Below are 12,696 nucleotides of genomic sequence, written 5' to 3' on the forward strand. Positions count from 1 at the left end.
GGCCCCGCCGCCCGGCGGGGTGCGGACCGGCCTGTCAGACCCCCAGCGGGGCCTCCCAGACCACTTGGGTGCCACCGCCCTCCGCCTCCCGCAGGGCGAAGCTCCCACCGGCCCGTTCCGCCCGCTCGGCCAGGTTCCGCAGGCCGCTGCGCCGCCCGCCCGCCGGTACGCCCACCCCGTCGTCCGTGACGGTGAGCGTCACCCGCCCGCCGAGCGCCCGCAGCGCGACCTCCACCCGGCTCGCCCGGGCGTGCCGGGCCGCGTTGCTGAGCGACTCGCCGAGGACGGCCAGCACGTGCTCGGCCAGCTCCTGCGGCACGTCGGTGTCCAGCAGGCCCTCCATGCTGAGCCGCGGCGCGAAGCCCAGGGTGGTCCGCGCGTCGCCGACGGCCCGGGTCGCGCGGGCCCGCAGGCTCCGGTCGGGTTCCCCGTGGGCGCGCAGTCCGAAGATCGTCGAGCGGATGATCTTGATCGTCTCGTCCAGGTCCGCGACCGCGCGGCCGACCCGGTCGGCCGCGCCCGGGCTCTCGATCAGCCGGCCCGCGCTCTGCAGCGTCATCCCGGTGGCGAAGAGCCGCTGGATGGCCAGGTCGTGCAGGTCCCGGGCGATCCGGTCACGGTCCTCCAGCAGCGTCAACTGCTCGGCGTCCCGGCGGCGTTCGGCCAGCTCCAGGGCGAGCGCCGCCTGGTCGGCGAAGCCCAGCAGCGGGCCGGTCTCCTCGGCGGTGAACGGCGGCCGCCCGCACTCCCGGGCCAGCAACAGCACGCCCCGGCCGTACCCGGGCCCGGTGCCCAGCGGCACCGCCACCGCCGGGCCGAGGCCGTCGAAGCGCCCGGGCGGCCCGGCCGCGAACCGGGCGTCGACCGCCAGCTCCTCGCTGGTCACCGGCGAGCCGGAGGCGTACGCGGCGCCGGAGAGCGTGCCGTCGACGGGGACCGTCACCCCGAGCCGGGCGCCCGGCTCGCGGCCCAGCGCCACCTCGACGGTGAGTTCGTCGGCCCGCTCGCCGGGCTCGGCCGGCGCGACCGAGACGTCCGCCAGCTCCGCGCCGGCGATCTCCCGGGCCCGGCGCGCGATCAGCTCCACCACGGCGAGCCGGGGCGCGCCCGACAGCAGGCTCCTGGTGATCTCGGCGCTCGCCCGCAGCCAGCGCTGCTGGCGCTGCGCCTCCTCGTACAGCCGGGCGTTGTCGATGGCCACCCCGGCGGCCACCGCCAGGGTGGAGATGACCGCCTCGTCGTCGGCGTCGAAGTCCACGCCGCCGCGCTTGTCGGTGAGGTACAGGTTGCCGAACACCTCGCCGCGCACCCGCACCGGTACCCCGAGGAAGGTGTGCATCGGCGGGTGGTGGGCGGGGAAGCCGACCGAGGCCGGGTGTTCGGAGAGCACCGGGCAGCGCAGCGGCTCCGGGTGGCGGATCAGCTCGCCGAGGATCCCGTGGCCGGCCGGCAGCGGGCCGATCGCCGCGATCTCCTGCTCCGTCAGGCCGACCGTGAGGAACTGCGAGAGGGTGTGGCCGTCGGCGCCGATCACGCCGAGCGCGGCGTACCGGGCGTCGACCAGGTCGGCGGCGGCCGCCACGATCCGGTGCAGGGCCTGGGAGAGGTCGAGTTCGCGGCCGACCGCCAGCACCGCCTCCAGCAGACTGTGCACCCGGTCCCGGGTGCCGCGCGCCGCGTCGATCCGCCACTGGAGCTCCTCCAGCAGCTCGTCCAGGCGCAGTTGCGGCATCCGCGCGCCCGCGCCGGCGCCGCCGCCGGGCGACCTGTCCGCCGAAGGGCCGGTGCCTGTCCGCGTACCGTCCGCGCCGCCCACCGGCGTCCTCCTCAGGGTCCCGTTCCAGCTGTTCCGTCCCCGGTCGAGCGACCGGGAGGATGGTCGGATTTCACGGTAGTGCCCGTGCACACCCGCCCGGGACGCCGGGGTCCGTCGTGTACGCACCCGGCGGGACTTCCGGCCCCCGTGCCGGGGCCCGCCGGTCCCTGGCACCGGGCCGCTCCCGGGACGAGGGTGGGGGAGTCGACGGCGGGTCAGGACGCACCGCCCCCGGCCGCAGTGGCCCGTGATCCGCAACGGAAGGAAGACCGATGACGCCACCCGTTCTGGCCGGAGTCGACGGCTCGCCCGCGAGCACCGCCGCCGCCCACTGGGCCGCCGAGGAGGCGCTGCGCCGGGGCGTCCCGCTGCGCCTGGTGCACGCCTGGCCCTGGCTGACCGACGGCCGGGCCGGGTTCGCCACCGCCGAGGCGCCGCCCGCCGCCGCCCAGCAGGTGGTGCAGGGCGCCGCCGAGGCGATCCGCCGCCGCCACCGCGGCCTGGCCGTGCACGCCGACGTGGTGCTCGACGGCGCGGTGGACGGCTTGGTCGCCGAGAGCGCCGATGCGGGCCTGCTGGTCCTCGGCTCGCGCGGACTCGGCGGCTTCGCCGGGCTGCTGCTCGGCTCGGTGAGCACGGCGACCGTCGCCCGCAGCGCGTCACCGGTGGTCGTGGTCCGGCCGCCGGCCGCGAACGGCGGGCCGCCCGAGGTGCCCGAGGTCGTCGTCGGCGTCGACACCCGGGCGGTGGACGAAGCCCTGCTGGCCTTCGCGTTCGACGCGGCGGAGCTGCGCGGCGCCCGGGTGCGGGCCGTCCACGGCTGGGAGCTGCCGGCCGCGTTCGCGACCGTGGGCCTCGTCCCGTCCCAGCCCGAACTCGCGGAGCTCGAAGCACTGGAGGCGAAGGAGCTCTCGCTCGCCCTCGCCGAGTGGCGTGAGCGCCGCCCGGGCACGGAACTCGTCGAGCAGGTCGGGCTCGGCGCCGCCCGCACCCTGGTGGCGGCCTCCGGGGCGGCCGACCTCGTGGTGGTCGGCCGGCGCCACCGCCCGTACGACCTCGGCCGGCGGCTCGGCCCGGTCACGAGCGCCGTCCTCCCGTACGCGGACGCCCCCGTCGCGGTGGTGCCGCATCCGTGACGGCCCGGCCGTGCGGCCCACCCGCCGCCCGGCCCCGTTTCGCCGCCTGCTCTCAGCCCGCCGCCCGGCCCCGGCCCGCCGCCCGGCCCCGGCCCGCCGCCCGGCCCCGGCCCGGCCCCGGTCCGCCGCCCGGGCTCAGCCCGCGCGCCGCCCGCCGGGCGGTACGACCTCGGCCCGCACCCGCAGGTCCGGACTGTGGCGGAAGCTGAGGGTGAACTCCACCCACTGCCCGGCCCGCAGCTCCGGCGGGTCGACGATCATCAGGTCGGCGTCCTCCGGCGCCATCGCCAGCTCGCCGCGCTCCGGCACGGGCAGCACGGCGGCCGGCTCCCAGCGGCCCGCCGCGCCCTCGTGCCGATGCCGCTTCAGCGTGATCCGGCCGCCGAACTCCCAGCTCGCACCGGTGAGTTCGTCGGGTATGTCGCCCGGGTTGCGGACGGTGAAGAACGCCGCCGTGGCGCTCGCCCCGCTGGTCGCCGGCAGCAGCACCCAGCCCGGGCCCGCCTCCACCGGCCGCTGGCGCCCGGCCCCGCCGACCGCCGTCCAGCCGGCGAGCAGGGCCAGCGCCACCGCGGCCGCGGCCACCGGCGGCCCGACCACCCGCAGCCGTGCGGCCCTCCGGCCGCCGGACCGGGCGCTCACCCGGCCACCCCCGCGGCGCCCCGGCGCGGCTCGCCGCCCGGACGGCCCGCGCCGCGCCCCGGCTGCCACGTCCGCAGCCGCAGGCTGTTGCCCACCACGAGCAGCGAACTCAGCGACATCGCCACCGCCGCCAGCATCGGGTTCAGCAGCCCGACCGCCGCCAGCGGGATCAGCACCAGGTTGTAGCCGAACGCCCAGAGCAGATTGACCCGGATGGTGGCCAGCGTCCGCCGGGCCAGCCGGACGGCGTCCACCACCGCCTCGATGTCGCCCCGCACCAGGGTGAGCCCGGCCGCCCCGATCGCGGCGTCACTGCCCGAGGCGAGCGCCACCCCGAGGTCCGCCGAGGCCAGCGCGACGGCGTCGTTGACCCCGTCGCCGACCACCGCCGTGGTCCGCCCGGCGGCCCGCAACTCGGCGACCACCTCGGCCTTGCGCGCCGGAGAGGCCGAGCAGTGCACCCGCTCGATGCCCAGCTCGGCGGCCACCGCCCGGGCTGCCCCGGGGCCGTCGCCGGTCAGCAGGACGGTCTCCAGCCCCAGCGCGCGCAGCCGGTGCAGCGCCCGCCAGCTGCCGGAGCGCAGGGTGTCCCCGACCGCGAGCAGGGCTACCGCCCGGCCGTCCAGTTCCACCAGGACCGGTGTCCGGCCGGCCGCCCCGGCCCGGTCCCGCGCCCCGGCCAGGACGGCGGGCAGCTCCGCCGAGGAGTCCTCCGGCCGGACCACCCGGACGGCCCGCCCCTCGACGTTGCCCGTGACACCGACCCCGGCGGTGGCCGCGAAGGCCGCCACCGCCGGGAGCGACCCGCAGCGCGCCCGGGCCGCCGACAGGACGGCCCGGCCCACGGGGTGCTCGGAGCGTTGCTCGACCGCGCCCGCGAGCCGCAGCACCTCGTCCGCCTCCACCCCGGGCACGACGGTGAGCTCACCGAGCTCGGTGCGCCCGGTCGTGAGCGTCCCGGTCTTGTCCAGGACCACGGTGTCGATCCGGCGCAGGCTCTCCAGCACCTCCGGCCCGCGCACCAGGACGCCCAGCTCCGCGCCCCGGCCGGTCGCGGCCAGCAGTGCGGTCGGCGTGGCCAGGCCCAGCGCGCACGGACAGGCCACCACCAGGACCGCGACCGCGGCCGTCACCGCCGCCTGCGGATCGGCGCCCGCCCCCAGCCAGAAGCCGAGCACCGCGACCGCCACCGCCAGGACGCAGGGCACGAACACCCCGGCCACCGCGTCCGCGAGCCGCTGCGCCCGCGCCTTGCCGGCCTGCGCGTCCGCCACCAGGGCGGTGATCCGGGCCAGTTGGGTGTCCGCGCCGACGGCCGTGGCCCGGACCACCAGCGCGCCGCCGACGTTCACCGTGGCACCCGCCACGGCATCGCCGGGGCCGACCTCCACCGGCGCGCTCTCGCCGGTGAGCAGACTGAGGTCCAGCGCCGAGCCGCCCTCCACCACCACCCCGTCGGTGGCCACCCGCTCGCCCGGCCGGACCACGAACTCCCCGCCGGGCAGCAGCTGTTCGATCGGGATCAGCCGCTCCTGCCCGGACCGCGGATCCCGGACGCACACCTCCTTGGCCCCCAGCTCGGCCAGCGCCCGCAGCGCCGAACCGGTGCGCCGCCGCACCCTGCCCTCCAGCAGCCGGCCCGCCAGCACGAACAGCGGCACCCCGACGGCCGCCTCCAGATAGACGTGCGCGCCGCCCCCGCCGTCGGCGGTCAGCGAGAACGGCATCCGCATGCCGAGGCCGCCCGCCCCGCCGAACACCAGCGCGTACGCGGACCAGCCGAAGGATGCCACCACGCCGAGGCTGACGAGCGTGTCCATGGTCGCCGTGCCGTGCCGCAGCCCCTGCCGGGCCCGCCGGTGGAAGCCGGCCGACCCCCACGTCACCACCGGGACGGCCAGCGCGAAGCACACCCACTGCCAGGCCGGGAACTGCAGCGCCGGCACCATCGACAGCACCACCACCGGCACCGCCGCCAGCGCGGTTACCAGCAGGCGCCACCGTTCCGCGGGCTCCTCGGCGCGGTCCACCGGCGGCTGCCCGGCCCCGGCCGGCGCGGCCGTGAACCCGGCCCGCTCGACCGCGGCGACCAAGTCCCCGACGGCCACCCCGGCCGGGTGCAGCACCCGCGCCCGCCCGGTGGCGAGATTGACGCCGGCCGTGACCCCGTCGATCCGCGCCAGCGTCCGTTCCACCCGGCCGACGCAGGCCGCGCAGGTCATCCCGCCGACCGTCAGGTCGGTGCTGACCGGCGCCCCGGCCGGCGCGTCCGCGACGGCGCTCACCGGCCCGCCCCCATGTCGTGCCCGCTCATCCCCGGCGCGCCGCCGCCCCCGCCGCTCCCGGGCGTCAGCCCCGGCGACACCGGCCCGGCCCCGCGCCCCAGCGCGAACGCCGCCACGAACACCACCACCAACAGCAGGGCGAACCCCGCCACCACACTCCACGGCCGGCCACCCGGCGTCATCTCACTCACCCCCCACCAGTCGGCCCGCCACCCCCACCGGTTCCCACCACCCGCACATCACCCCGGAACACCACGCCCGGGGACGTGCCGGGGCCGCCGTCCGTCAGCGGGGTGTCGAGCCGGAAACAGGAGCGCCGGCCGCAGCCCAGGCCGGTGTCGGTGAGGCCGGGGGTACCCGAACGGGGGAGCAGGTTTCGCGGCGGGGGCGGTCGTTGCGAAGCATGGGGACGTAGCGGTCGTCGGCCGCTGGACGCCGATCAGAAGAGGGAACTCCGGTGCGTGAACTCCATAGCTTCCCGAACCGTCCTGCCGAGGGTGCTCGCCGGGGGTGGTCCGGGCCGCGGGCCGTGGCGCTGGTGGCCGCGCTGACCGGGGCCGCGGTGCTGGCCGCGTGCAGCAGTTCGTCGACCAATCCGTCGGTCACCCGCTCGGAGGCCTCGACGCTGAGTACGGCGCCCAACCCGTCGTCGTTCTCGGGGGAGCCGCCGTCCGCGCTGGCCTCGACCGCGGAGTCGGCGCTCGCGTCGGCGTCGGCGGCCGCCGAGTCCGGCTCGGCCGCCGCCGCCTCGTTCGCGGCCTCCGCCTCGGCACAGGGCGAGCAGGCGCGGCAGAACGCGGCGGCCGCGCTGGGCACGCTGGAGAACGGCGGCAACGCGCTGGGCGACGTCACCATCACCGGGGTGCCGCGGGCGCAGACCGGTGGGCTGCACGCCGTCGTGGTCACCATCACCAACGACGGGGTGAACGCCGCCTCGTACGCGGTGCAGGTGGACTTCACGGACACCAGCGGGAAGACCGTGGACAGTTCGATCGTCGGCGCGGAGCACCTCGCCGTCGGCGCGCAGGCCTCCCCGGTCGCGTTCAGCCGCCGGCCGGCGGAGGAGACGCTGCTGCCGGTGGTGGTCAGGGCCGTCCGGTACTGAGCGGCCGGCAGGGCGCACCTCTTGCCGGGCGGGCTACTCGTCGGTAATCCTTACTGACATCGCGTCCAGCAGAGGAGCCGCATGCCCGCCGACGTCACCTTCGCGCTGCCCGCCCCGCACGGACCGGGGGAGGTGACCGTCCGCTACCAGCGGCTCGGGTCCGGCAGCCCGCTCCTGTTGCTGCACGGCGTGGGCCACCACTGGCAGGCCTGGGAGCCGGTGCTGCCCGCGCTGGCCGAGCGGCACGAGGTGATCGCCGTCGACCTGCCGGGCTTCGGCGCCTCGCCCGCCCTGCCGTCGGGCGTGCCGTACGGGCTGGAGGCGGTGGTGCCGGTGCTCGGCAGGCTCTGCGCCGAACTCGGGATCGAGCGCCCGCACGTCGCCGGGAACTCCCTCGGCGGACTGCTCGCCCTCGGCCTCGGCCGGGCCGGCCTGGCCCGCTCGGTGACGGCGCTCGCCCCGGCCGGGTTCTGGACCGAGGCCGAACGCCGCTACGCCTACGCGGTGCTGGGCGGGATGCGGCTCGGCGCGCGGCTGCTGCCGCCGCCCGCCGTCGGCCGGATCGCCCGCTCCGCGGCCGGCCGCGCGCTCCTGGTCAGCTCCATCTACGCCCGCCCCGGCCGCCGGGAGCCCGCCGCCGCCGTCGCCGAGACCAGGGCGCTGCGCGAGGCGACCGGCTTCGGCCCCACCCTCGCGGCCGGCCGCGGGCTGCGGTTCACCGGGGCCGCCGGCGACGTGCCGGTCACCGTCGCCTGGGGCAGCCGGGACCGCATCCTGCTGCGCCGTCAGGGCGTGCGCGCGCTGCGGGAACTCCCGGCGGCCCGGCTGGTCCGGCTGCCGGGCTGCGGGCACGTGCCGATGAACGACGACCCGGAGCTGGTCGCCCGGGTGGTCCTGGACACCTGCGCCCGGGCGCAGGACCGGCCGGCCCTGCCGGAGCCGCTCAGTCCGTCAGCGTGATCCGGATGCCGACCGTGCCGCGCTCGCCGCGCCGCACCCGGCTGCCGAGCAGGGTGAGCACACCCAGCAGGCCGTACTTCTGCCGCAGCAGCGTCCGGTAGGCGGCGGTCCGCTCGGGGCCGAGGATCTCGGCGGTCGCCGGGTACTGCTCGCCCGTCGGCCGGCCCTTGACGTCGCACGGGCCGACCAGGACGTCGGCGCGGTTGCGGATCCGCTTGACCTTCCAGGAGTCGGTGACGGTCCAGACGCCCAGCGCGTCGCCGTCGCGGACCACCCAGACCGGGGTCGGTACCGTGCTGCCGTCCTTCTTGTAGGTGGTGACCAGCAGGTAGTTCCCGGCGGAGAGCCGGACCAGGCGTGCGAGCCGGTCCTGCGAGGCGGGGTCGGGGGTGGCGGCGCTCATGGCCGCATTCTAGGCCGCGCCGTGGGCCGGGGCGTGTGACCGTCGTCAGGGGGTGACCACGGGGAACGCCCGCTCCGGGGTGGTGACGAGGGCGAACAGCCGCGGCAGCAGCCCCGGGTCGCCCTCGTGCCGGACGGTGTCGAGGGCCTGGCCGGACAGCAGGCCGAGCAACTGCGGCCTGGTCAGGGTGAGCGTCAGCCCGGCGGGCGACCGGGGCGCGTCCCCGGCCGGGAACGACCGGTGGGTGAGGGCGCCGTGCCGCAGTGTCACCCGGTACCGCAGCCGCTCGTCGGTCAGCACCAGGTCGATGGTCAGCGCCTCGTCCCAGGCGCGCGGCCCGTCGATCCGGATCGCGATCGAGTCGAGCAGCATGGCGGTGGTCAGGGCCGCCGTCATCCCGGGGTTGGCGGCGTCGAGCAGGACCGTCCCGGGGCCGTCCAGCAGTTCGCCCGCGGCCGCCAGGTAGAAGTTGCGCCAGGGGCCGTTCTCCGCGCCGTGGCCGAGCTGCCGGTAGACGCCGGCCAGCGCCTCCCTGGCCGCCCGGTTCGACGGGTCGGCGAACACCACGTGGTTGAGCAGGGTGGCCGCGAAGCGGAGGTCCCCCGAGTCCGCGTAGCCCCGCGCCTTGGCCAGCGCGGCCTCGCCGCCGCCGGCCACCTCGACGTACCGCTGCGCCTGGGCCACCGGCGGGTGCTCCCACAGGTGCGCCACGTTGCCGTCGAACCAGCCGAGGTAGCGCTGGTAGACGGCTTTGACGTTGTGGTTCAGCGAACCGTAGTAGCCGCGCGCGTGCCAGCGCCGCTCCAGCGCGGGCGGCAGCCGCAGCTCCTCGGCGATCTCCGTCCCGGTGAGCCCGTCGTTGAGCCGGCGCAGGGTCTGGTCGTGCAGGTACGCGTAGAGGTCGCGCTGCTCGGAGAGGAAGGCGACCACGTTGTCGTGGCCCCAGGTCGGCCAGTGGTGCGAGGCGAACGCGACGTCGTACCGGCCGTGGAAGTACTCGATCGCCTCGTCCAGGTAGCGGGCCCAGATCCGGGCGTCGCGGACCACCGCGCCGCGCAGCGTCAGGATGTTGTGCATGGTGTGGGTGGCGTTCTCGGCCAGGCAGAGTGCCCGCAGGCCGGGGAAGAGGAAGTTCATCTCGGCCGGGGCCTCGGTGCCCGGGGTGAGCTGGAAGACGATCCGCACGCCGTCGACGGTCTCCTCCTGGCCGGTGCGGGTGACGTCCACCGTCGGCGGGACGAGCGTGATGGTGCCGGTGGAGGTGGTCATGCCGAGGCCGGCGCCGATCTGCCCGTCGGGGGCCTTCGGCAACCGGTCGCCGTACATGAACATGGCCCGCCGGGTCATCGCGTTGCCCGCGTAGACGTTCTCGCTGACGGCGTGTTCCAGGAAGCCGGCGGGCGCGATGACCGGGACGCCCTCCTCACTGCCCGGCGGCAGGACGCCGCGGGCGCCGCCGAAGTGGTCGCCGTGCGAGTGGGTGTAGACGAGGCCGGTGACGGGCCGGTCGCCGCGGTGCTCCCGGTAGAGCGCGAGGGCGGCGGCGGCCGTCTCGGCGGAGATCAAGGGGTCGATCACGATCACCCCGCGCTCGCCCTCGACCAGCGTCATGTTGGACAGGTCGAGGCCGCGCACCTGGTAGACCCGCTCGGCCACCTCGTAGAGCCCCTGCCGGGCACAGAGCCGGGCCTGGCGCCAGAGGCTCGGACGGGCGGTGTCCGGGCAGTCGGCGGCGAGGAAGCCGTACGCGTCGTTGTCCCAGACCACCCGCCCGTCGGCGGCCCGGACCACGGCGGGCACCAGCGCGCCGAGGAAACCCCGGTCGGCGTCCTCGAAGTCCGTGGTGTCGTCGAAGGGCAGGTCGGTCATCGCAGGCTCCGTTCCATCGGTGGTGTGCGGGCGGCGCCCGGCCGCACCGGGCCGGCGGAGCACCGCCCGACGGACGACGCGGTCCGGACGGCCGCGGCCGGCGGCGCGGTGGCCGCCGGGGAGTCAGGCCCGGTGGTGGTGCAGCCGCCGACGGGCCGACCGCACCGTCGACCGCAGGGCGCGGGCCGCCCGCCGGCGGCCGCGACCGCCCACCGCCGTCGAGCCGCCCAGCGCGGTGGCACCCGTTCCGGCGAACGCGAGCGGGGCGGCGGCGGCCTCGGCGGCAGCCGGGCGCAGCCGCAGCCGCCGGGCCCGGGTCCGGCCCGCGGACCACAGCGCCAGCGCCCCGCCGAGCGCGAGCGCCGTCCACCCGGCCGGGCCGAGCGCGTGGTGGGCCTGCTGGATCGCGTGCGGCACGACGCCCGTCGCGGGGGCCTCGGCGGGGGCGGACGCGGCGGCGGCCGGCTCGTCCACCAAGTGGCCGACCGGTTCCACCCGGCCCGCCGCGGCGAAGCCCCAGTCGAGCAGGCTCGCCGCCTCGTCGTACACCTTGGTCTGCGACTCCGGGTGCATCACCGTCACCAGCAGGGTGCGGCCGCCGCGTTCGGCGGCACCGGTGAAGGTGGCACCGGCGCCGGTGGTGTAGCCGTTCTTCACCCCGATCAGGCCCGGGTACTTGCCGAGCAGCCGGTCGGTGTTGGCGATGTCGAAAGCGGTGCGCTGACCGGTCGTCCTGTCCACCCCGCCGGGGAAGCGCGCGGTGCGGGTGGAGCAGTAGGAGCGGAAGTCCTGGTTGCGCAGCCCGGCCCGGGCGAACAGCGTCAGGTCGTAGGCCGAGGAGACCTGCCCCTCCTGGTCGTAGCCCTCGGGCGAGACCACGTGGGTGTCGCGGGCCTGGAGGGCCACCGCGCGGTCCTGCATCTGGGCCACGGTCCGGGCGAGGCCGCCGTTCATGTGGGCCAGGACGTGCACCGCGTCGTTGCCGGAGCTGAGGAAGACGCCCCGCCAGAGGTCCTCCACCCGGTAGGGCAGGTTCTCCTTGATGCCGACCAGGCTGCTGCCCACGCCCAGGTCGGCCAGCTCGGCCGGGGCGACCTTGTGCTCCAGGGAGCGGTCCAGCTTGGGCAGCACGGTGTCCGCGAAGAGCATCTTCAGGGTGCTCGCGGGCGGCAGCGGCAGATGGGCGTTGCGGGCGGCCAGGACGTCACCGGTGGTCGCGTCGGCGACCAGCCAGGACCGGCCGGTGAGTTCGACCGGCAGCGCGGGCGCCCCGGCCAGCGGGGCCACCTGGACGGCGGGGCGGCCCAGCCGCTCGCCGCCGACCACGGTGGTCGCGTCCTGCGCGACGGCCGCGGACGCCGCGGCGGCGAGCACCAGCGCGGCGGCGACGGCACCGGCCGCGGCCGGTCCTCTGACATGGTGTGACCTCTGCTGCACACCGCGAACGTACCCGCGGCGCGGCCGGGGCGCCGTGTGCGCTGCTCCGTCCGGGCCCCGGCACCCGGACGGGGCGGGCCGGCCCGGACGCGCCGGACCCGCCGGAGCAGAGGGTGCTCCGGCGGGTCCGGCGTACCGGCCGCCGCGCCCTGGGGGCGGCAGCCGTTCGGCTAGCAGTCGTCGTCGTGGTGGTGCCGCTTGTTGGTGAGGTCCACGGTGACGCAGTCATCGGCGTCCACCCGGTACGGGCCGGTCACCGGGTCGTGCGGGAGCTGGTAGCCGTCGGGCGCGGCGGTCTCCCGGAGGTAGTACTGGCCGGCCGGCAGGTGCCTGAAGGCGCAGCTGCCCTCGGCCGAGGTGGTGCAGCCCGGGCCCGTGCGGGTGTCCGGGTTCGCTCCGCCGGTCTGCAGGCCGGGGACTCCGTTGGTCTCCCGCCAGAGCTGGAACTGCGCGCCGGCCAGCGGTTCGCCGGTCTTGGCGTCCCGCTTGGTCAGGTCGATCGCGCCGTCCGGCGGCGGCGTCGACGAGGGGCAGTCGCCGGCCGTCACCTGGACGCCGGTGGTGGCGTTCTGGGGGGTGAGGACGAGGGGGCCGAAGACGGGGTCGGTCGGGAGGTCGTAGCCGGTGGGTGCGGTGGTTTCGCGCCAGTAGTAGGTGCCGGTGTCGACGGTGCGTCGGCAGGTGCCGTCGGCGGGGGTGGTGCAGGTGGCGCCGAGTCGGGTGTCGGGGTTGATGCCGGTGGTCTGGAGGCCGGGGGTGTTGTTGGTCTCGTGCCAGAGTTCGAAGACGGCGCCGGCGAGGGGGGCGCCGGTGGTGGCGTCGGTCTTGAGGACGCTGACTTCACCGGTGACGGGTGGTTGGGTGTGGGGTTGGTCGGCCGCGGTGACCTGGACGCCGGTGGTGGCGTTCTGGGGGGTGAGGACGAGGGGGCCGAAGACGGGGTCGGTGGGGAGGTCGTAGCCGGTGGGTGCGGTGGTTTCGCGCCAGTAGTAGGTGCCGGTGTCGACGGTGCGTCGGCAGGTGCCGTCGGCGGGGGTGGTGCA

General features: G+C 76.9%; 11 protein-coding genes. 3 read left to right on the forward strand and 8 right to left on the reverse strand.

The genetic code is table 11. From position 1 onward, the window contains the following. Positions 1-34 precede the first annotated feature (34 nt). Entirely contained in the window at positions 35-1,732 is a 1,698-nt protein-coding gene (locus ACZ4UX_RS05445) for a sensor histidine kinase (RefSeq protein WP_465705682.1), read from the reverse strand. 356 nt (positions 1,733-2,088) lie between these two features. Between ACZ4UX_RS05445 and ACZ4UX_RS05450 the strand changes: the two genes are divergently transcribed. Continuing rightward, positions 2,089-2,952, forward strand: coding sequence for a universal stress protein (locus tag ACZ4UX_RS05450; protein ID WP_465705683.1), 864 nt, complete (start codon positions 2,089-2,091; stop codon positions 2,950-2,952). A gap of 135 nt (positions 2,953-3,087) precedes the next feature. Here ACZ4UX_RS05450 and ACZ4UX_RS05455 read toward each other — a convergent pair whose 3' ends face one another. Genes ACZ4UX_RS05455 through ACZ4UX_RS05465 form a run of 3 tightly spaced genes read right to left on the reverse strand, consistent with a single transcriptional unit; the run spans position 3,088 to position 6,070 of the window. Then, the gene (locus ACZ4UX_RS05455; protein ID WP_329486115.1) at positions 3,088-3,594 is read right to left on the reverse strand and encodes a copper chaperone PCu(A)C; all 507 of its coding nucleotides are present in this window, start codon (positions 3,592-3,594) and stop codon (positions 3,088-3,090) included. Further along, positions 3,591-5,879, reverse strand: a complete 2,289-nt coding sequence (locus tag ACZ4UX_RS05460; protein ID WP_465705684.1) for a heavy metal translocating P-type ATPase — start codon at positions 5,877-5,879, stop codon at positions 3,591-3,593. The genes ACZ4UX_RS05455 and ACZ4UX_RS05460 overlap by 4 nt, the downstream gene beginning before the upstream one ends. Then, positions 5,876-6,070: a hypothetical protein gene (locus ACZ4UX_RS05465; RefSeq protein ID WP_329486113.1), complete on the reverse strand. Its 195-nt coding sequence runs from the start codon at positions 6,068-6,070 to the stop codon at positions 5,876-5,878. Before ACZ4UX_RS05465 ends, ACZ4UX_RS05460 begins: the two co-directional genes overlap by 4 nt. A 266-nt stretch (positions 6,071-6,336) precedes the next feature. Here ACZ4UX_RS05465 and ACZ4UX_RS05470 point away from each other — a divergent pair, with 266 nt between their 5' ends. After that, complete coding sequence (locus tag ACZ4UX_RS05470; protein WP_465705685.1) at positions 6,337-6,984, forward strand: hypothetical protein; 648 nt, start codon at positions 6,337-6,339, stop codon at positions 6,982-6,984. An 81-nt stretch (positions 6,985-7,065) separates the two neighbouring features. Further along, positions 7,066-7,944, forward strand: coding sequence for an alpha/beta fold hydrolase (locus ACZ4UX_RS05475; RefSeq protein ID WP_465705686.1), 879 nt, complete (start codon positions 7,066-7,068; stop codon positions 7,942-7,944). Here ACZ4UX_RS05475 and ACZ4UX_RS05480 read toward each other — a convergent pair. The 4 genes from ACZ4UX_RS05480 to ACZ4UX_RS05495 all read right to left on the reverse strand — a co-directional run. After that, positions 7,928-8,347 carry a PPOX class F420-dependent oxidoreductase gene (locus ACZ4UX_RS05480; RefSeq protein ID WP_329486109.1) on the reverse strand — a complete coding sequence of 140 codons (420 nt, stop codon included), beginning with the start codon at positions 8,345-8,347 and terminating at the stop codon, positions 7,928-7,930. The two genes, ACZ4UX_RS05475 and ACZ4UX_RS05480, sit on opposite strands and share 17 nt — an antisense overlap. Before the next feature lie 45 nt (positions 8,348-8,392). After that, positions 8,393-10,216, reverse strand: coding sequence for an alkyl/aryl-sulfatase (locus ACZ4UX_RS05485; RefSeq protein ID WP_465705687.1), 1,824 nt, complete (start codon positions 10,214-10,216; stop codon positions 8,393-8,395). A gap of 123 nt (positions 10,217-10,339) precedes the next feature. Next, a complete protein-coding gene (locus tag ACZ4UX_RS05490) occupies positions 10,340-11,653 on the reverse strand; it encodes a D-alanyl-D-alanine carboxypeptidase family protein (RefSeq protein WP_465705688.1) in 1,314 nt (437 codons plus the stop codon). 170 nt (positions 11,654-11,823) lie between these two features. Then, positions 11,824-12,696: MSCRAMM family protein (locus tag ACZ4UX_RS05495; protein ID WP_465705689.1), on the reverse strand; the 873-nt coding region annotated here is incomplete at its 5' end.

Source organism: Kitasatospora sp. NPDC028961, from assembly GCF_055564815.1.

Coding starts and splice junctions, on each gene's coding strand:
- ACZ4UX_RS05445 (WP_465705682.1), bottom strand. CDS start 1,732: ATGCCGCAACTGCGCCTGGACGAGCTGCTGGAGGAGCTCCAGTGGCGG.
- ACZ4UX_RS05450 (WP_465705683.1), top strand. CDS start 2,089: ATGACGCCACCCGTTCTGGCCGGAGTCGACGGCTCGCCCGCGAGCACC.
- ACZ4UX_RS05475 (WP_465705686.1), top strand. CDS start 7,066: ATGCCCGCCGACGTCACCTTCGCGCTGCCCGCCCCGCACGGACCGGGG.
- ACZ4UX_RS05480 (WP_329486109.1), bottom strand. CDS start 8,347: ATGAGCGCCGCCACCCCCGACCCCGCCTCGCAGGACCGGCTCGCACGC.
- ACZ4UX_RS05485 (WP_465705687.1), bottom strand. CDS start 10,216: ATGACCGACCTGCCCTTCGACGACACCACGGACTTCGAGGACGCCGAC.